Annotated in this window: 19 protein-coding genes; 8 read left to right on the forward strand and 11 right to left on the reverse strand. The window is 70.5% G+C overall.

Features of this window, described 5'->3' with window-relative positions; genetic code table 11:
- The first annotated feature begins 32 nt into the window (after positions 1-32).
- Positions 33-1,259 (forward strand): phosphoserine phosphatase SerB, encoded by a 1,227-nt coding sequence (serB, locus tag CEB94_RS09405; protein WP_175431734.1) that lies wholly within the window; start codon positions 33-35, stop codon positions 1,257-1,259.
- A gap of 58 nt (positions 1,260-1,317) precedes the next feature.
- Here serB and CEB94_RS09410 read toward each other — a convergent pair whose 3' ends face one another.
- From CEB94_RS09410 to CEB94_RS09420, 4 genes are all read right to left on the reverse strand, one after another.
- The gene (locus CEB94_RS09410) at positions 1,318-1,836 is read right to left on the reverse strand and encodes a SixA phosphatase family protein (protein ID WP_175431735.1); all 519 of its coding nucleotides are present in this window, start codon (positions 1,834-1,836) and stop codon (positions 1,318-1,320) included.
- Between the two features lie 65 nt (positions 1,837-1,901).
- Entirely contained in the window at positions 1,902-2,108 is a 207-nt protein-coding gene (locus tag CEB94_RS09415; protein WP_175431736.1) for a hypothetical protein, read from the reverse strand.
- A gap of 165 nt (positions 2,109-2,273) precedes the next feature.
- Positions 2,274-2,390: an SGM_5486 family transporter-associated protein gene (locus tag CEB94_RS41680; protein WP_104779641.1), complete on the reverse strand. Its 117-nt coding sequence runs from the start codon at positions 2,388-2,390 to the stop codon at positions 2,274-2,276.
- A 69-nt stretch (positions 2,391-2,459) separates the two neighbouring features.
- A complete protein-coding gene (locus CEB94_RS09420) occupies positions 2,460-3,806 on the reverse strand; it encodes a CynX/NimT family MFS transporter (RefSeq protein WP_175431737.1) in 1,347 nt (448 codons plus the stop codon).
- A 70-nt stretch (positions 3,807-3,876) separates the two neighbouring features.
- Between CEB94_RS09420 and CEB94_RS09425 the strand changes: the two genes are divergently transcribed.
- Positions 3,877-4,569, forward strand: coding sequence for a FadR/GntR family transcriptional regulator (locus CEB94_RS09425; protein WP_175431738.1), 693 nt, complete (start codon positions 3,877-3,879; stop codon positions 4,567-4,569).
- Here CEB94_RS09425 and CEB94_RS09430 read toward each other — a convergent pair.
- The 3 genes from CEB94_RS09430 to fabG form a co-directional block, all read right to left on the reverse strand.
- Positions 4,547-4,897: a hypothetical protein gene (locus tag CEB94_RS09430; RefSeq protein ID WP_175431739.1), complete on the reverse strand. Its 351-nt coding sequence runs from the start codon at positions 4,895-4,897 to the stop codon at positions 4,547-4,549. The two genes, CEB94_RS09425 and CEB94_RS09430, sit on opposite strands and share 23 nt — an antisense overlap.
- A gap of 160 nt (positions 4,898-5,057) precedes the next feature.
- Positions 5,058-5,825: an enoyl-ACP reductase FabI gene (gene fabI / locus CEB94_RS09435; RefSeq protein ID WP_175431740.1), complete on the reverse strand. Its 768-nt coding sequence runs from the start codon at positions 5,823-5,825 to the stop codon at positions 5,058-5,060.
- A 5-nt stretch (positions 5,826-5,830) separates the two neighbouring features.
- Positions 5,831-6,550 (reverse strand): 3-oxoacyl-[acyl-carrier-protein] reductase, encoded by a 720-nt coding sequence (fabG, locus tag CEB94_RS09440; protein WP_175431741.1) that lies wholly within the window; start codon positions 6,548-6,550, stop codon positions 5,831-5,833.
- Between the two features lie 270 nt (positions 6,551-6,820).
- Between fabG and CEB94_RS09445 the strand changes: the two genes are divergently transcribed.
- The 3 genes from CEB94_RS09445 to tyrS are packed head-to-tail and all read left to right on the forward strand — an operon-like array spanning position 6,821 to position 11,047.
- The gene (locus CEB94_RS09445; RefSeq protein WP_175431742.1) at positions 6,821-8,344 is read left to right on the forward strand and encodes a TldD/PmbA family protein; all 1,524 of its coding nucleotides are present in this window, start codon (positions 6,821-6,823) and stop codon (positions 8,342-8,344) included.
- The gene (locus CEB94_RS09450; protein WP_175431743.1) at positions 8,341-9,735 is read left to right on the forward strand and encodes a metallopeptidase TldD-related protein; all 1,395 of its coding nucleotides are present in this window, start codon (positions 8,341-8,343) and stop codon (positions 9,733-9,735) included. The genes CEB94_RS09445 and CEB94_RS09450 overlap by 4 nt, the downstream gene beginning before the upstream one ends.
- A 43-nt stretch (positions 9,736-9,778) precedes the next feature.
- A complete protein-coding gene (gene tyrS, locus CEB94_RS09455; protein ID WP_175431744.1) occupies positions 9,779-11,047 on the forward strand; it encodes a tyrosine--tRNA ligase in 1,269 nt (422 codons plus the stop codon).
- 60 nt (positions 11,048-11,107) lie between these two features.
- Here the strand turns inward: tyrS and CEB94_RS09460 are convergent, their stop codons facing one another.
- Positions 11,108-11,383, reverse strand: coding sequence for a GlsB/YeaQ/YmgE family stress response membrane protein (locus CEB94_RS09460; protein WP_175431745.1), 276 nt, complete (start codon positions 11,381-11,383; stop codon positions 11,108-11,110).
- Between the two features lie 244 nt (positions 11,384-11,627).
- Here CEB94_RS09460 and CEB94_RS09465 point away from each other — a divergent pair, with 244 nt between their 5' ends.
- Both CEB94_RS09465 and CEB94_RS09470 read left to right on the forward strand, forming a co-directional pair.
- Positions 11,628-12,023, forward strand: coding sequence for a DUF3099 domain-containing protein (locus CEB94_RS09465; protein ID WP_175431746.1), 396 nt, complete (start codon positions 11,628-11,630; stop codon positions 12,021-12,023).
- 226 nt (positions 12,024-12,249) lie between these two features.
- Positions 12,250-12,465, forward strand: coding sequence for a hypothetical protein (locus CEB94_RS09470; protein ID WP_175431747.1), 216 nt, complete (start codon positions 12,250-12,252; stop codon positions 12,463-12,465).
- Here the strand turns inward: CEB94_RS09470 and moaA are convergent.
- The 3 genes from moaA to CEB94_RS09485 all read right to left on the reverse strand — a co-directional run bounded on the left by moaA (position 12,462) and on the right by CEB94_RS09485 (position 15,601).
- The gene (moaA, locus tag CEB94_RS09475; protein ID WP_218945898.1) at positions 12,462-13,451 is read right to left on the reverse strand and encodes a GTP 3',8-cyclase MoaA; all 990 of its coding nucleotides are present in this window, start codon (positions 13,449-13,451) and stop codon (positions 12,462-12,464) included. The genes CEB94_RS09470 and moaA overlap by 4 nt on opposite strands.
- A gap of 171 nt (positions 13,452-13,622) precedes the next feature.
- Positions 13,623-15,248: a solute symporter family protein gene (locus CEB94_RS09480; protein ID WP_175431749.1), complete on the reverse strand. Its 1,626-nt coding sequence runs from the start codon at positions 15,246-15,248 to the stop codon at positions 13,623-13,625.
- On the reverse strand, positions 15,245-15,601 hold the full coding sequence (locus CEB94_RS09485) for a DUF485 domain-containing protein (RefSeq protein WP_175431750.1): 357 nt from the start codon (positions 15,599-15,601) through the stop codon (positions 15,245-15,247). Before CEB94_RS09485 ends, CEB94_RS09480 begins: the two co-directional genes overlap by 4 nt.
- Before the next feature lie 254 nt (positions 15,602-15,855).
- Between CEB94_RS09485 and CEB94_RS09490 the strand changes: the two genes are divergently transcribed.
- On the forward strand, positions 15,856-17,385 hold the full coding sequence (locus CEB94_RS09490) for a S8 family peptidase (protein ID WP_175431751.1): 1,530 nt from the start codon (positions 15,856-15,858) through the stop codon (positions 17,383-17,385).
- The last annotated feature ends 3 nt before the right edge of the window (positions 17,386-17,388 follow it).

Here is a 17,388-nt window from a genome sequence, read left to right on the forward strand (position 1 = left end):
GTGCCCGGCCCGCCGGATACGGTGGAACCACCATGAGCGCTTCGCAGACCTCGTCTTCCGACGTCCCTGCCGACGTCCCCACCCTCCTTGTGAAGATCTTCGGCAAGGACAGGCCGGGCATCACCGCCGGCCTCTTCGACACCCTCGCCGCCTACTCCGTCGACGTCGTCGACATCGAGCAGGTCGTCACCCGTGGCCGGATGGTGCTGTGCGCGCTCGTGACCGAGCCGCCCCCCGGGCTCGAGGGAGATCTGCGGGCGACCGTCCACAGCTGGGCCGAGTCGATGAGGATGCAGGCGGAGATCATTTCCGGCCTGGGCGACAACCGCCCGCGCGGGCTGGGCCGCTCCCTGGTCACCGTGCTCGGGCACCCGCTCACCGCCGAGGCGACGGCCGCGATCGCCGCGCGGATCACGAAGACCGGCGGCAACATCGACCGTATCTTCCGGCTCGCGAAGTACCCCGTGACCGCCGTCGAGTTCGCCGTCTCCGGCGTGGAGACCGAACCGCTGCGCACCGCCCTGGTGACGGACGCGGCCAGGCTCGGCATCGACGTGGCGGTCGTCGCCGCCGGTCTGTACCGGCGCGCGCAGCGCCTGGTCGTCATGGACGTCGACTCGACGCTGATCCAGGACGAGGTCATCGAGCTGTTCGCCGCCCACGCCGGCTGCGAGGACAAGGTCGCCGAGGTGACGGCGGCCGCGATGCGCGGGGAGCTGGACTTCGAGCAGTCCCTGCACGCGCGTGTGGCGCTGCTGGAGGGGCTGGACGCCTCGGTCGTGGACAAGGTGCGCAGCGAGGTGCGGCTGACGCCGGGCGCCCGCACCCTGATCCGTACGCTGAAGCGGCTCGGCTACCAAGTCGGTGTCGTCTCGGGTGGCTTCACCCAGGTCACCGACGATCTGAAGGAGCGGCTCGGGCTGGACTTCGCCCAGGCCAACACGCTGGAGATCGTCGACGGCCGGCTGACGGGCAAGGTCACCGGCGAGATCGTCGACCGCGCGGGCAAGGCCCGGCTGCTGCGCCGGTTCGCCGCGGAGGCGGGTGTGCCGCTGTCGCAGACGGTGGCGATCGGTGACGGTGCCAACGATCTGGACATGCTGAACGCGGCCGGCCTAGGTGTCGCCTTCAACGCCAAGCCGGTGGTGCGCGAGGCCGCGCACGCCGCGGTGAACTTCCCCTTCCTGGACACGGTCCTGTATCTGCTGGGCGTCACGCGCGAAGAGGTCGAGGCGGCGGACACCCTCGACGTCGTCTGAACCGGCCAGGAGGGGCCCGGCACCGCGCCGGCGCCGGGCCCCTGTCACGCGTGGGTCGTCACTCGGCCGGCGCCCAGTAGTCCCGCAACGAGGCCGCGCCCGGCTCCAGGCTCTTCCACGTGCCGCCGAACGACAGCACCGCGAAGGCGGAGGCCGGGAACCCGCGGCGGGTCATCCGCTCCCGGGCGTCGTCCTCGCCCGAGCCGGCCAGGACGTCGGCGAGGCCCTGGATGCCCGGGTTGTGCCCGATCATGAGGACGTTCCGCACGTCGTCGGGGGTCTCGTTGAGCAGGGCGATCAGCTCGCCCGGCGAGGCCTCGTAGATCCGCTCCTCGTAGACGGTTTTCGGCCGCTGCGGGAACTCCTGGACGGCGAGCTTCCAGGTCTCCCGGGTCCGGACCGCGGTGGAGCACAGGGCCAGGTCGAAGGCGATTCCGGTGTCGGTCAGCCTGCGCCCGGCCTCCGCCGCGTCCATTCGGCCCCGGTCGGCGAGCGGACGCTCGTGATCGGTCATCTGTGGCCAGTCGGCTTTCGCATGGCGGAAGAGGACAATCCTGCGGGGTTCTGCGACGCTCATGAGATCCAGCTTCGCATGAAACACGCCACGGGGCGCAGGGAGTTGACCACCGGCTTCGGCCGTGATCAGCGGGCTATCAGCTGCTCCACGCGCTCGAAGAGGTGGGCGATCGCCGGGTCGCCGGTGGCCGCGTGCGCGTCGGACGGGTTCAGGATCAGGGTGAGCAGTGCGGTGAAGGCGAGCACGGGCAGGGCGAGAGCCCACCAGGGCAGCCGGCCGGCCGCGCCGGCCCGGGTCGCCGGGTGGGGCCGGGTGTGCGTAGGGGCCGACATGAGTGCCTCCGCTCTTCGAGTGGTCGGTGACCGTCTCGCGGTCACACACTCGAAGCTACGGAATCCGCAGCTGCCGCCCCATCCGGTGATCCACCCACTTGACCCTGACCCTCACCCCCTAGGGGACAGGGGGGCTAACCCCACCATGGGCCGCGTGTGCGCCGGTCATGGCGAGGCGAGGGTCGCGATGACGGCGATGACGATGAAGATCGCGAAGAACGCTCCGAACACGAGCAGCATCTTCTTCTGACCGTGCTGGGGATTCGGGTCGAGCACTGGCATGGGGCAAGTCTCCCACCCCCCGTGCCCGCCCGGCGCCCCGGGGTGACTCCGCGGCCCCGCGGGCGTGGCTCAGCGGGCCGCCTCGTCCTCCACCGTGCGGTCGCGGCCGGCCAGGAAGCCCACAACCATCTGCGGGATCATCAGGGCGCTCATCAGCGCGATCGGCAGGCCCCATCCGCCGCTGTGCTGGTAGAGGATGCCGACCAGGAGCGGTCCGGGGATGGAGATCAGGTACCCGGTGCTCTGCGCGAACGCCGACAGCTGGGCCACGCCCGGGCCGGTCCTGGCCCGCATGCCGACCATGGTCAGGGCGAGCGGGAAGGCGCAGTTGGCGACGCCGAGCAGCACGGCCCAGACCCAGGCGCCGGCGGCGGGTGCGAGGTACAGCCCGGCGTAGCCGGCGAGGCCGCAGACGCCCAGGGCGAGCACGATCGGGCCCTGGTGGGGCAGCCGGGTGGCCAGGCGCGGTATGACGAAGGCCAGGGGCACGCCCATCACCATGGTGACCGCCAGGAGCAGTCCCGCCGTGCCGGCGGGCACACCGGCGTCCCGGAAGATCTGCGCCATCCAGCCCATGGTGATGTAGGCGGCGGTGGCCTGGAGTCCGAAGAAGACGGCGAGCGCCCAGGCGGTGCGGCTCCGGGACATCCGCAGCCGAGGCGCCTCCACGCGCGCGTGCTCCGTCGAGGCCGGGGCCGAGCCCTGCGTGGGCGTCGCAACCTCCGTGGCCTTCTCCCCCGCCCCGGGCGGCGTCGCGCGTCCCCGGACGAAGGGCAGCCACGGCACGACGGCCGCCACGGCGAGCCCCGCCCACAGGGCCAGGCCCGTCTGCCAGCTGCCGCCGAGGGCGTCGGTGAGGGGCACCGTCACGGCGGCCGCGAGGGCCGTGCCGAGGGCGAGGGCCATCGAGTACAGGCCGGTCATGGAACCCACGCGGTCGGGGAACCAGTGCTTGACGATGACCGGCATCAGGACGTTGCTGACCGCGATGCCCATGAGGGCCAGGGCGCTGCCGGCCAGGAAGCCGGCCGTGCCGCCGGCGTAGGGGCGCACCAGCAGGCCGGTGGCGATGGCGACCATGCCGGCGCACACCACGGCGCCCGCCCCGAAGCGGCGGGCGAGCCGCGGGGCCATGACGCCGAAGACGGCGAAGCACAGCGGCGGCACGGAGGTGAGCAGCCCGGCCACGCTGCCGCTCATGCCGAGCCCGTCGCGGACCTCCTCCAGGAGGGCGCCGAGGCTGGTGATGGCGGGGCGGAGATTCAGCGCGGACAGCACGATGCCGAGGACGAGCAGTCGCATCGTCCACGCGCGCCCGGACGCGCCGCCCTCTTTCCCGGCGTCGTGCGCGGCCGGGCTGCGTACGGTCGGGGGCGTCATCGTGCGGGTTTCCTCGCTAGGCATGAGACCCATCATAGAATCATGGGATGATTGACTGTCCAGTCGTCGGCTGCCCCCGGGTGCCCCGGCCGTGCGAAGGTGAGCCATGCCCCTGAGCCATCCCCGCCGTTCGGCGCTCTCCGAGCAGGTCATCGCCGCCCTGCGGGCCCAGATCACCTCGGGCGAGTGGCCGGTCGGCTCCCGCATCCCGACCGAGCCGGAACTGGTCGAGCAGCTGGGCGTCGCCCGCAACACGGTCCGTGAGGCCGTCCGCGCCTTGTCGCACAACGGCCTGCTGGACATCCGCCAGGGTTCCGGCACGTACGTGGTGGCGACGAGCGAGCTGGCGGGCGTGATGCAGCGGCGGTTCGCCGAGGCCGACCCCCGGCACATCGCCGAGCTGCGCTCCACGCTGGAGTCGGCCGCCGCCCGGCTGGCCGCCGAGCGGCGTACGGACAAGGACCTCAAGCAGCTCGACGCGCTGCTGCTGCGGCGCGAGGAGACCTGGGAGTCGGGCGACAAGGAGGCGTTCGTGACCGCGGACGCCACCTTCCACCTGGCCGTCGTGTCCGCCTCGCACAACGACGTGATGACCGCGATGTACGCGGACCTGGGCGAGGTGCTGCGGGACTGGCTGCGCGAGGACGTCGGCGAGAAGCTGACCCCGGAGACGTACATGGACCACGGGCGGCTGCTCGATGCGATCCGCGCGGGCGAGGCGGACGCGGCCGCGGCGGAGGCCGCCCGCTACCCGTTCCTGTGCCGGCTGGGCGGGATCAGCTCTCCCGCCGGTGACTGATCCACACGTCGCCGACCTCTTTCCAGCACCGTCCCGTCAGCCGCACGGTCTGCGCGGGCCCGGCCTCGACCGGTGAGCTGTCGGTGTCGATGTCCCACCAGCGGGCGCACTCCACGTGCAGGCTGACACGGTCGGTCTCCGGGTAGGGGTTGTGGCAGTACGCGCTCACCTTGGAGCCGGTCACGCGGATCCGGCAGGCGGCGCCGAAGGGATCGGCGGAGTCGTGGTCGTCGGCGGGCACGCGCGCGTGGGGCACCGCCTCGTACGCCACGGTCAGTACGAGGGCGACGGCGAGGGACACTGAGGCCGTTCGGCGGGGCAAGCGCACAAGGGGACCTCCTCGGCCGTGCTGGGGAGGGGCTCGGGTGGTGAACGCGTACTCCAGAGTGCCCAGTTGCGGGCCTGTCCCGCCCGGCCGGCTGAGCCGAACGGGTGACGCCCCGCTCCCCGTGCGCTGCGGGAAACGGGGCGTCGCGGACGTACCGAGATCAGGCGCCGATGGCGTGCAGGCCGCCGTCGACGTGGATGATCTCGCCGGTGGTCTTCGGGAACCAGTCGCTCAGCAGGGCGACGACGCCGCGGCCGGCCGGCTCGGGGTCCTTCAGGTCCCACTCCAGCGGGGCGCGGGAGTCCCACACGGAGGCGAGCTCGCCGAAGCCCGGGATGGACTTGGCGGCCATGGAGCCGAGCGGACCGGCCGAGACCAGGTTGCAGCGGATGTTCTGCTTGCCCAGGTCGCGGGCCATGTAGCGGCTGGTCGCCTCCAGGGCGGCCTTGGCCGGGCCCATCCAGTCGTACTGCGGCCAGGCGAACTGCGCGTCGAAGGTCAGACCGACGACGGAGCCGCCGTTCTGCATCAGCGGCAGGCAGGCCATGGTGAGCGACTTCAGGGAGTACGCCGAGACGTGCATGGCCGTGGCGACCGACTCGAACGGCGTGTTGAGGAAGTTGCCGCCGAGGGCGTCCTGCGGGGCGAAGCCGATGGAGTGGACGACGCCGTCGAGGCCGCCGAGCTCCTCGGCCACGATGTCGGCGAGCCGGCCGAGGTGCTCGTCGTTGGTGACGTCGAGTTCGATGACCTTGGTGGGCTTGGGCAGCTTCTTGGCGATGCGCTCGGTCAGCGTGGGCCGCGGGAACGCGGTCAGGATGATCTCGGCGCCCTGCTCCTGGGCCAGCTTGGCGGTGTGGAAGGCGATGGAGGACTCCGTCAGCACCCCGGTGATCAGGATGCGCTTGCCCTCGAGGATTCCGCTCATGGTGATCAGTGACCCATTCCCAGTCCGCCGTCAACGGGAATGACGGCTCCAGTGATGTACGAGGCGTCGTCGGAGGCGAGGAACCGCACCGTCGCGGCGATCTCCTCCGGCTGGGCGTACCGGCCGAGCGGGACCTGCTTCACGATGTTCTCGCGCTGCTCTTCGGTGAGCGCCTTGGTCATGTCGGTGTCGACGAAGCCGGGCGCGACGACGTTGAAGGTGAGGTTGCGCGAGCCCAGCTCACGGGCGAGGGAGCGCGCGAAGCCGACCAGGGCGGCTTTGGAGGCGGCGTAGTTCGCCTGGCCGGGACCGCCGTACAGGCCGACGACCGACGAGATGAGCACCACGCGGCCCTTCTTGGCGCGCAGCATGCCGCGGTTGGCGCGCTTGACCACGCGGAAGGTGCCGGTGAGGTTGGTGTCGATGACCGAGGTGAAGTCCTCCTCGGACATGCGCATCAGGAGCTGGTCCTTGGTGATGCCGGCGTTGGCGACGAGGACCTCGACGGGGCCGTGGGCCTCCTCGATCTCCTTGTAGGCCTGCTCCACCTGCTCGGTGTCGGTGATGTCGCACTTGACGGCCAGGCAGCCCAGTTCCGTCAGGGCCGCCGGCGGCTCACCCGAGCGGTACGTGATGGCGACCTTGTCGCCGGCATCGGCGAAAGCGCGGGCGATGGCGAGGCCGATGCCCCGGTTGCCTCCGGTGACGAGAACCGAGCGGCTCAACGGATCACCCTTTCGTTTGCGGTCTGATGCCCGCCCGGCCGCCTGGACGACAGGCGGTGATGACAGGCGGCTTCCTCGAAAACCTATCGGTCCGGGCAGGCCCGCGGACAATCGGGCACCGACAGTGGCGAACGGGACTCGCTGTCGGGTCCCTACAGAAAGCCGCGGGTCCGGCTCCACAAACTCATGGCCCGCGCGCGGGATGGACGACATGATCGGAGCAGTCACCACGCACGGCAACCACGCTCACCTCGACAGAAAGAGACGGCGGTGCCTCATACCATCGACGAGGCCTTCACGGCCCTCCCCCTACGCGCCCTCGCCGACGCGGCCCTCGCACGCGCGCGTGCGCTGGGCGCCGAGCACGCGGACTTCCGGTTCGAGCGGGTGCGGGGGGCCTCCTGGCGGTTCCGGGACGCAAGGCCCGCCGGGTCGTCGGACACTACCGACCTCGGATACGCGGTGCGGGTGGTGCACGGCGGCACCTGGGGATTCGCGTCCGGCGTCGACCTCAGCATGGACGCCGCCGCCCGGGTCGCCGGGCAGGCGGTGGCGATGGCCAAGCTGTCCGCCCAGGTGATCAAGGCGGCCGGGTCGGACGAGCGCGTGGAGCTGGCCGGCGAGCCGGTGCACGCGGACAGGACGTGGATCTCGTCGTACGAGATCGACCCCTTCTCCGTGCCCGACGAGGAGAAGGCCGGGCTGATCGCGGAGTGGAGCGCACGGCTGCTGGCGGCCGACGGGGTCGACCATGTCGATTCCTCGCTGCTCACGGTCCACGAGAACAAGTTCTACGCCGACACCGCCGGGACCGTGACCACACAGCAGCGCGTAAGGCTGCACCCGGTGTTCAACGCGGTGTCGGTGGACGAGTCGAGCGGCGAGTTCGACTCGATGCGCACCCTCGCGCCGCCCGTGGGACGCGGCTGGGAGTACCTGCGGGGCACCGGCTGGGATTGGGAGGGCGAGCTGGAGCGGATCCCGGAGCTGCTCGCCGAGAAGATGCGCGCGCCGAGCGTCGAGCCGGGCCTGTACGACCTGGTCGTCGACCCGTCCAACCTGTGGCTGACCATCCACGAGTCCATCGGGCACGCCACCGAGCTCGACCGCGCGCTCGGCTACGAGGCCGCCTACGCCGGCACCTCGTTCGCCACGTTCGACCAGCTGGGCAAGTTGCGCTACGGCTCGGAGCTGATGAACGTCACCGGCGACCGCACCGCCGAGCACGGCCTGGCCACCGTCGGCTACGACGACGAGGGCGTCGAGGGCCAGTCCTGGGACCTGGTCAAGGACGGCACGCTCGTCGGGTACCAGCTGGACCGGCGGATCGCGAAGCTGACCGGCTTCGAGCGGTCCAACGGCTGCGCCTATGCCGACTCCCCCGGGCACGTGCCGGTGCAGCGCATGGCCAATGTGTCGCTGCGGCCGGACCCGGCCGGGATGTCGACCGAGGATCTGATCGGGGGTGTGGAGCGCGGCATCTACGTCGTCGGCGACCGGTCCTGGTCGATCGACATGCAGCGCTACAACTTCCAGTTCACCGGTCAGCGGTTCTACCGCATCGAGAACGGGCGGCTCGCCGGGCAGCTGCGGGACGTGGCCTACCAGGCGACGACCACCGACTTCTGGGGCTCGATGTCCGCCGTGGGCGGGCCGCAGACCTATGTGCTCGGCGGCGCCTTCAACTGCGGCAAGGCCCAGCCGGGTCAGGTCGCGGCCGTCTCGCACGGCTGTCCTTCGGCCCTCTTCAAGGGCGTCAACATTCTGAACACGACCCAGGAGGCCGGTCGATGAGCGCGCGTTCCAGCAAGCCGCACGAGGTCGTCGAGCGCGCCCTCGAACTGTCCCGGGCGGACGGCTGTGTCGTCATCGCCGACGAGCAGTCCACCGCCAACCTGCGCTGGGCGGGCAACGCGCTGACCACGAACGGCGTCACGCGCGGGCGGACGCTCACCGTGATCGCCACGGTCGACGGCAAGGAGGGCACGGCCTCCGGGGTCGTGTCACGGTCCGCCGTGACCCCCGATGAGCTGGAGCCCCTGGTGCGGGCCGCCGAGGCTGCCGCGCGCGGCGCCGGACCCGCCGAGGACGCGCAGCCGCTGGTCACGGGCGTGCAGCGGTCGCCGGAGTTCACCGAGGCGCCCGCCGAGACCTCCTCCGCCGTGTTCGCCGACTTCGCTCCGGCGCTCGGCGAGGCCTTCGCACGCGCGCGTGCGGGCGGCCGGGAGCTGTACGGCTTCGCCAACCACGAGATGGTGTCGTCGTACGTCGGCACCTCCACGGGGCTGCGGCTGCGCCACGACCAGCCGAACGGGACGCTGGAGCTGAACGCCAAGTCGCCGGACCGGACCCGGTCCGCGTGGGCCGGGCGTTCCACGCGGGACTTCAAGGACGTCGACCCGGGGGCCCTGGACGCGGAGCTGGCGGTGCGCCTCGGATGGGCCGAGCGGCGCGTGAAGCTGCCCGCCGGGCGCTACGAGACGCTGCTGCCGCCGACGGCCGTGGCGGACCTGCTGATCTACCAGATGTGGTCGGCCTCGGGCCGGGACGCGGTCGAGGGCCGCACGGTGTTCTCCAAGCCGGGCGGGGGCACGCGGGTCGGCGAGAAGCTGACCGGCCTGCCGCTGACCCTGCGCAGCGACCCGAACGAGCCGGGCCTGGAATCGGCACCCTTCGTGATCGCCCACTCCTCCGGGGGCGACCAGTCGGTGTTCGACAACGGGCTGCCGCTCACGGCCACCGAGTGGATGCGCGAGGGCGAGCTGCGGCATCTGACGACCAGCCGCCACAGCGCGGGCCTGACCGGGCTGCCCGTGGCGCCGGGCATCGACAACATCGTCCTGGACGGCGGTGAGGACCGGTCCCTGGACGAGATGGTCGCGAACACCGGGCGCGGGCTGCTGCTGACCTGCCTGTGGTACATCCGCGAGGTCGATCCGGCGTCGCTGCTGCTGACGGGCCTGACCCGGGACGGTGTCTACCTCGTGGAGAACGGCGAGGTGACGGGCGAGGTGAACAACTTCCGGTTCAACGAGTCGCCGGTCGGCGTGCTCGGCCGGGCCACGGAGGCGGGGCGGACCGAGAAGACGCTGCCCAGGGAGTGGAGCGACTGGTTCACCAGGGCGGCGATGCCCGCGCTGCGCGTCCCCGATTTCAATATGAGCTCTGTCAGCCAGGGCGTATAACCTCGTACCTGATGACGAGCCCACCCGAGGAGATACGAGAACCGTGACGGACATCGTCGACGAGCTGAAGTGGCGCGGGCTGTTCGCCCTGTCCACTGACGAGGACGCTTTGCGCAAGGCGCTCGCGGACGGTCCCGTCACGTTCTATTGCGGCTTCGACCCGACGGCGCCGTCGCTGCACGTGGGGCACCTGGTGCAAGTGCTCACCGTGCGCCGGCTCCAGCAGGCCGGTCACCGGCCGCTGGCGCTGGTCGGCGGTGCCACGGGCCTGATCGGCGACCCGCGCCCGACCGCGGAGCGCACGCTGAACGACCCGGAGACGGTCACCGGCTGGGTCGGCAGGCTGCGCGCCCAGATCGAGCCGTTCCTGGACTTCCAGGGCGAGAACGCGGCCGTCATGGTCAACAACCTCGACTGGACGGAGAACCTCTCCGCGATCGAGTTCCTCCGGGACATCGGCAAGCACTTCCGCGTCAACAAGATGCTGACGAAGGACTCCGTGGCCCGGCGCCTGGAGTCCTCCGAGGGCATCAGCTACACGGAGTTCAGCTACCAGCTCCTGCAGGGCATGGACTTCCTCCAGCTCTACCGGCGCTACGGCTGCACGCTGCAGCAGGGCGGCAGCGACCAGTGGGGCAACCTCACGGCGGGCCTGGACCTGATCCACCGCCTGGAGCCCGACGCGACCGCGCACGCGCTGGCGACGCCGCTGATGACCAAGGCGGACGGCACCAAGTTCGGCAAGACCGAGGGCGGCGCCGTCTGGCTCGACCCCGAGATGACGACGCCGTACGCGTTCTACCAGTTCTGGCTGAACGTGGACGACCGGGACATCTCCCGGTACATGCGCATCCTGTCCTTCCGTTCCCGCGAGGAGCTGGAGGAGCTGGAGCGGCAGACGGAGGAGCGTCCGCAGGCCCGGGCCGCGCAGCGCGCGCTGGCCGAGGAGCTGACGACGCTGGTGCACGGCGCCGGCCAGACGGCCGCCGTGATCGCCGCGTCCAAGGCGCTCTTCGGGCAGGGCGAGCTGGCGGAGCTCGACGAGAAGACGCTGGCCGCGGCCCTGTCGGAGGTGCCGCATGTCCAGGTCGCCGAGCTCGGCCCGGCCGTGGACCTGTTCGCCGAGGTCGGCCTGGTGGCCAGCAAGTCGGCCGCGCGCCGCACGGTCAAGGAGGGCGGCGCCTACGTGAACAACGTCAAGGTCGCCGGTGAGGACGCCGTCCCAGCCAAGGAGGACCTGCTGCACGACCGCTGGCTGGTGCTGCGCCGGGGCAAGAAGAACCTGGCGGCCGTCGAGGTCACGGGCGGCTGAGAGCGCGGGGAAGGGGGCGGTCTCCGGTGCCGGAGGCCGCCCCCTTCGCCGTGTGCCCCGTCATGCCCTGCGTTTGTCTCCTCTGGCAGCCGTCCAGGCCCGGTCGCCGAGACCGACGAGGATGACCGCCATCACCAGCTGGAAGACGTGCCGCCACCAGTCGATACCCGATGTGGCGTCGACGCCGGCCGCCCGGGCGATGGCGTTGCCGGCGATGGCGCCGATCATGCCCAGGATGACGGTCAGCCACAGGGGAACATGTTGCTTGCCCGGAATGATCGCCTTGGCGATCAGGCCGAGTACCAGTCCTACGATGATCGCCCACAACCAGCCCATCGCTGCCTCCTCGTACGGCTCGACGTGAGCACTACGGCCAGTGTCGGCCCAGGTGCCGTACGCCGCATGCCGACGCGGGCCGTACGCGTCACGGCGCAGTCCGTTCGCCCGGACGGTGCGCCACCCGGTCTCGTGGCCGGCGCAGCCGCGGCGTAACGTGGGAGCTGTCCCGGTCAGGTTCCCCGACCGGCCGCGGGCGGCTACGGGGCGGGGAGAGTCCGATACGGGCGGATGGTGGAATGCGATGCGGAAGCAGCATGGCGGCGGCAACGTCCAGGTTTTCCGGATCACCGGCGCCCGGACGGGACTCCAGGAGGACGTACGCGGGCGGCAGCGCCGGTACGTGATCTCGATGACGGTCCGCACGATCTCCGTGATCCTCGCGGCCACCCTGTGGAACGTCGAACGGCACGTCGCCATGGTGGCGTTGGTGCTCGGGCTGGTGCTGCCATACATCGCGGTGGTGGTCGCGAACGCCGGGCGCGAGAACGCGCCGTCTCTGCCGTCGACGTTCGTGGCGCCGCCGGTGCGTCCGATGATCGCGCCGCCGGGTCCGGATGACGAGCCGGCGGAATCCGTCGCGGAAGATGCCGCGTCCGAGCCGGTGCCGGGCGCTCGGACCGAATCGCCCGAGCGGTAGGGGCTCCGGGGAGAGATCACGGGTGATCAGGCGGGGAAGTCAGCTTCCCGCCAAGCTCAAGAAAAGCTCAGATCAATCATGTTGTTCCGGTGCCGTGCTCAGGGTGACCCGTGACATACTTCGTACGCGCTCCGCATCCCCCGTCGGAGCGACGGACCGACGCCGGGCAGCTCCCCCCGTGGCTGCTCGGCGTCGCCTTTTCTGTGTGCAGTGGTGAGACGAAGCTGTGAGTGACGAGACGCCCATCTGTTCCGCGAAGGGCTGCCGAGCCGAGGCCGTGTGGGTCCTGGCGTGGAACAACCCGAAGATCCATACGCCGGAGCGGCGCAAGACGTGGCTGGCCTGTGAGGAGCATCGCGAGCATCTGTCGCAGTTCCTCGGGGTGCGGGGATTTCTGAAGGACGTGGTCCTGCTCAAGGAGTGGGAGTCCCCGGGGGCCTAGCCCCCGATGGCTGACATAGGCCGGTCCGGCTGCACGAACGTCGGGTCGTCGAGGCCCGCTCCCGCCTTCTTGCCCCACATCGCCAGGCGCCAGACGCGGGCGATCTCCTCGTCCGGGGCGCCCGAGCGCAGGGCGGCGCGCAGATCCGTCTCCTCCTGGGCGAACAGACAGGTGCGCACCTGGCCGTCGGCCGTGAGGCGGGTGCGGTCGCAGGCCGCGCAGAACGGTCGGGTGACGGAGGCGATGACGCCGACCACATGCGGGCCGCCGTCCACGAGCCAGCGCTCCGCCGGGGCCGAGCCGCGCTTCTCCTCGCCCTCGGCGGTCAGCTCGAAGCGCGTGCGCAGGGAGGCCAGGATGTCGCCGGCCGTGATCATGCCGTCGCGCTTCCAGCCATGCTGGGCGTCCAGGGGCATCTGCTCGATGAAGCGCAGCTCGTAGTCGTGCTCCACGGCCCAGGCCAGCAGGTCGGGCGCCTCGTCGTCGTTGAGGCCAGGCATCAGGACCGAGTTGACCTTGACCGGCGTGAGGCCCGCGTCGCGGGCGGCGTGCAGGCCCTCGATGACGTCCTTGTGGCGGTCGCGGCGGGTGAGGGTCTTGAAGACGTCGGGGCGGAGCGTGTCGAGGGAGACGTTGACCCGGTCCAGGCCCGCTTCCTTCAGGGCGGCCGCCGTGCGCTTGAGGCCGATGCCGTTGGTGGTCAAGGACATCTGCGGGCGCGGGTCCAGGGCGGCGACCCGCTCCACTATGCCGACCAGGCCCGGGCGCAGCAGGGGCTCGCCGCCGGTGAAGCGGACCTCCTCGATCCCGAGGGACGTGACCGCGATGTCTATCAGGCGGACGATCTCGTCGTCGGTGAGCAGGTCCGGCTTGGCGAGCCACTGCAAGCCCTCCTCGGGCATGCAGTACGTACAGCGCAGGTTGCAGCGGTCGGTCAGCGAGACCCTCAGGTCGGTGGCCACCCGGCCGTAGGTGTCGATGAGCACGTGGGCCCCCTCCCTCGATGCGGATCGTGCCCGGAGCACTGTTTCCCCGGCACCTGTGAGCCTACGTGACCCCACCGACAACTCCACAGGCCTCGATCACACGACGCACGACGCGGCCGCGCCGCAGGGACCTGGAGGTTCCTACGACACGGCCGCGTCGAAAGGGTCGTGCTAGTGGGCTCCGGTGCCGGTCAGGGACCGGACCTCCAGCTCCGCGAACTTCTTGGCGTCCGGCTCCTCCTTGGACAGGACCGTGCCGAGCCAGCCCATGAGGAAGCCGAAGGGGATGGAGATGACGCCCGGGTTCTTCAGCGGGAACCAGGCGAAGTCGACCTCGGGGAACATCGCCTTGGGGTCGCCGGAGACGACGGGCGAGAACAGCACCAGGCCGACGGCGACGATCAGACCGCCGTAGATCGACCACAGCGCGCCCTGGGTGGTGAAGCGCTTCCAGAACAGGCTGTAGAGGATCGTCGGGAGGTTGGCCGAGGCGGCGACAGCGAAGGCGAGGGCGACCAGGCCGGCGACGTTCAGGTCGCGGGCGAGGGCGCCGAGGCCGATGGAGACGACACCGATGAAGACGGTCGCCCAGCGGGCCGCGCGGACCTCCTCGGCACCCGAGGCCTTCCCCTTGCGGATGACGTTGGCGTAGATGTCGTGCGCGAAGGAGGACGACGAGGCGAGGGTGAGGCCGGCGACGACGGCGAGGATCGTCGCGAAGGCCACCGCCGAGATCGTGGCGAGCAGGATCGCGCCCCAGGTGGAGTCGACGCCGCCCAGGTGCAGGGCGAGCAGGGGCGCCGCCGTGTTGCCGGACGGGTTGGAGGCGATGATCTCTTCCTGCGAGATGAGCGCGGCGGCGCCGAAGCCGAGCGCGATGGTCATCAGGTAGAAGCCGCCGATGATGCCGATCGCCCAGTTCACGGACTTACGGGCGGCCTTGGCGTCGGGCACCGTGTAGAAGCGGATCAGGATGTGCGGCAGGCCGGCGGTGCCGAGCACCAGGGCGATGCCCAGGGAGATGAAGTCCAGCTTGGAGGTGCCGGTCGCGCCGTACTGGAGACCGGGCTCCAGGAAGGCGGCGCCCTTGCCGCTGTTCTCGGCGGCCGTGCCGAGCAGGTCGGAGATGTTGAAGTTGAACTTCAGCAGCACCAGGAAGGTGATCAGGATGGTGCCGCCGATGAGCAGCACGGCCTTGACCATCTGGACCCAGGTGGTGCCCTTCATACCGCCGATGGAGACGTACACGACCATCAGGAGGCCGACGAGGGCCACGATGAGGATCTTGCCGGCGTCGGAGGTGATGCCGAGCAGCAGCGAGACGAGGACGCCCGCTCCTGCCATCTGGGCCAGCAGGTAGAAGATCGAAACGACGATCGTGGACGTACCGGCGGCGGTGCGCACCGGCCGCTGGCGCATGCGGTAGGCGAGGACGTCGCCCATGGTGTAGCGGCCGGAGTTGCGCAGCGGCTCTGCCACCAGGAGCAGGGCGACCAGCCAGGCGACCAGGAAGCCGATGGAGTACAGGAAGCCGTCGTAGCCGAAGAGGGCGATGGCGCCCGCGATGCCGAGGAATGACGCGGCCGACATGTAGTCGCCGGAGACCGCGAGTCCGTTCTGGAAGGCGCTGAACTGGCGGCCGCCCGCGTAGAAGTCGGCGGCGTCCTTGGTCTGGCGGCCTGCCCAGATGGTGATGCCGAGCGTGGCCAGGACGAACAGCGCGAACAGGGTGATGATCAGCGGGCGGTGCTCGCTGGCCTCGTTCGCGGCGAGGAAGGTCTGCTGTACGGGGCTCATGCGCCGCTCTCCATCCGGGTCTTGATGGCCTCGGCCTTGGGGTCGAGCTTCGCGGCGGCGTGCCGCGAGTACCACCAGGCGATGAGGAACGTGGTGACGAACTGGGCGATGCCGAGGACGAAGGCGACGTTGATGTTGCCGAACAGCTTGGTGCCCATGAAGCCGCCCGCGTAGTTCGAGAGCAGGACGTACAGCAGGTACCAGGCGATGAAGCCGACGGTCAGCGGGAAGGCGAAGGAGCGGTAGGAGCGGCGCAGTTCACTGAACTCCGCGCTCTCCTGCACCTCCACGAACTCCTCGGGTGAGGGGAGCTTGTGTTGCTCTTTCGAGGGGGGCGGTGCGTCGGTGGCCACGGAGTCTCCTCGCAATGACGGAAGCGGTTGGGAACGGGGGCGGAGGCGAGTGTCCTCGCGCTCCTTGTTCAACGTCACGGCGGCACACGAGAACCGGTTCAACTGCCCGGCGTTCTTTCCGAAGTCATTTCGGCAAAGCGTTGCTGGCCAGCGAGAGGCCGGGATAGCTTCACCCTGCACCACTACGTCATGTACCTGCCCGAGCACCACCTGTGCCTCGGGCCGGTTTCGTTTCCGGAGGATGTGGAGACCCCATGTCTCACTTGCGTTCCAGACGCCGGCTCGCTCTCGCCGTGCCCGTCGTGCTGTCCCTGACGGCCTCGCTGGGCTTCCTGCCGGCCGCCGCGTCGGCGGCCCCGCAGGCGGCGCCGGCCACCCGCACGGCGGATGCGCCGAAGCTGGCGTACGTCGTCAACACCAAAATGGACCGCCACACGATCGCTTCGGTGAAGAAGGCGATCGGGAAGGCCGACGGTTCGGTCGTGGCCACGTACGCGCGGATCGGCGTGATCGTCGTCCACTCCTCGAACCCCGATTTCGCCAAGACCATCCGCAAGGTGCGCGGGGTCCAGTCGGCGGGTGCGACGCGGACGGCGCCGCTGACGGCCGCGGGGACGAAGGAGGAGGGCGCGGTCGAGTACCTGACGGCCGCCCAGGCGAAGCGCACCGAGGCCGCCTCGGCGAAGACGCCCGAGAGCGAGCCTCTCGAGGCGGACCAGTGGGACCTGCGCGCGATCGGCGCCGACAAGGCCGCACAGATCAACCCGGGCAGCCGCAAGGTGACCGTGGCCGTGATCGACACCGGCGTGGACGACACCCACCCCGACATCGCCCCGAACTTCTCCGCGTCCCAGTCCGCCAACTGCGCGGGCGGCAAGCCCGACACCAGTGAGGGCGCCTGGCGGCCTTACACGCCCGAGGACTACCACGGCACGCATGTCGCGGGTGAGATAGCCGCCGCCCGCAACGGCATCGGCGTGGCGGGCGTCGCTCCCGGTGTGAAGGTGTCCAGCATCAATGTGACCGACCGGGCGAACGGCCTCTTCTACCCGGAGAGCGTCGTGTGCGCGTTCGTGTTCGCCGCCGACCACGGCGTCGAGATCACGAACAACAGCTACTACGTCGACCCGTGGCTGTACAACTGCATGGACGACCCGGACCAGCGGGCCATCGTCGACGCGGTCAACAGGGCTCAGCTGTATGCCCAGAAGAAGGGCACGCTCAACGTCGCCGCGGCGGGCAACTCCAACCACGACCTGGACGCGGACGCGATCGTCGACGACTCCAGCCCGAATGACACCACGCCCGTCGAGCGCACGATCGACCCGCACGAGTGCTTCGACATACCGACCCAGCTGCCGGGTGTCGTCACGGTGAGCTCGACGGGTGTCGACAACGAGAAGTCGTACTTCTCGACCTACGGCAAGGGCGTCGTCGACGTCGCCGCGCCGGGTGGCGACGGGCGCTACCAGATACCCGACACGCCCTCGAAGAACGGCCGCATCCTGTCCACCATGCCGAACGGCGCGTGGGGCTTCCTGCAGGGCACCTCGATGGCCTCGCCGCACGCCTCCGGCGTCGCCGCGCTGCTGAAGTCCAAGCACCCCTGGGCGTCTCCGGCCCAGCTCCAGGCGCTGCTGAAGGCACAGGCCGACAAGACCGCCTGCCCCGCCTCCTACGACCAGGACGGTGACGGCACGCAGGACGCGGTCTGCGAGGGCGGCAAGCGCGTCAACGGCTTCTACGGCCACGGCATCGTCAACGCGCTGCGCGCGGTCAAGTGACCC

It is taken from the genome of Streptomyces hawaiiensis (assembly GCF_004803895.1).
Classification (GTDB): Bacteria; Actinomycetota; Actinomycetes; order Streptomycetales; family Streptomycetaceae; genus Streptomyces; species Streptomyces hawaiiensis.

Excerpts from the sequence above, each read along its gene's own strand:
- CEB94_RS09460 (WP_175431745.1), bottom strand. The coding sequence starts at position 11,383 with ATGGGCTGGTTGTGGGCGATCATCGTAGGACTGGTACTCGGCCTGATC.
- CEB94_RS41680 (WP_104779641.1), bottom strand. The coding sequence starts at position 2,390 with ATGCCAGTGCTCGACCCGAATCCCCAGCACGGTCAGAAGAAGATGCTG.
- CEB94_RS09490 (WP_175431751.1), top strand. The coding sequence starts at position 15,856 with ATGTCTCACTTGCGTTCCAGACGCCGGCTCGCTCTCGCCGTGCCCGTC.
- CEB94_RS09480 (WP_175431749.1), bottom strand. The coding sequence starts at position 15,248 with ATGAGCCCCGTACAGCAGACCTTCCTCGCCGCGAACGAGGCCAGCGAG.
- serB (WP_175431734.1), top strand. The coding sequence starts at position 33 with ATGAGCGCTTCGCAGACCTCGTCTTCCGACGTCCCTGCCGACGTCCCC.
- CEB94_RS09420 (WP_175431737.1), bottom strand. The coding sequence starts at position 3,806 with ATGATGGGTCTCATGCCTAGCGAGGAAACCCGCACGATGACGCCCCCG.
- CEB94_RS09415 (WP_175431736.1), bottom strand. The coding sequence starts at position 2,108 with ATGTCGGCCCCTACGCACACCCGGCCCCACCCGGCGACCCGGGCCGGC.
- CEB94_RS09450 (WP_175431743.1), top strand. The coding sequence starts at position 8,341 with ATGAGCGCGCGTTCCAGCAAGCCGCACGAGGTCGTCGAGCGCGCCCTC.
- CEB94_RS09465 (WP_175431746.1), top strand. The coding sequence starts at position 11,628 with ATGCGGAAGCAGCATGGCGGCGGCAACGTCCAGGTTTTCCGGATCACC.
- fabI (WP_175431740.1), bottom strand. The coding sequence starts at position 5,825 with ATGAGCGGAATCCTCGAGGGCAAGCGCATCCTGATCACCGGGGTGCTG.
- CEB94_RS09425 (WP_175431738.1), top strand. The coding sequence starts at position 3,877 with ATGCCCCTGAGCCATCCCCGCCGTTCGGCGCTCTCCGAGCAGGTCATC.
- CEB94_RS09410 (WP_175431735.1), bottom strand. The coding sequence starts at position 1,836 with ATGAGCGTCGCAGAACCCCGCAGGATTGTCCTCTTCCGCCATGCGAAA.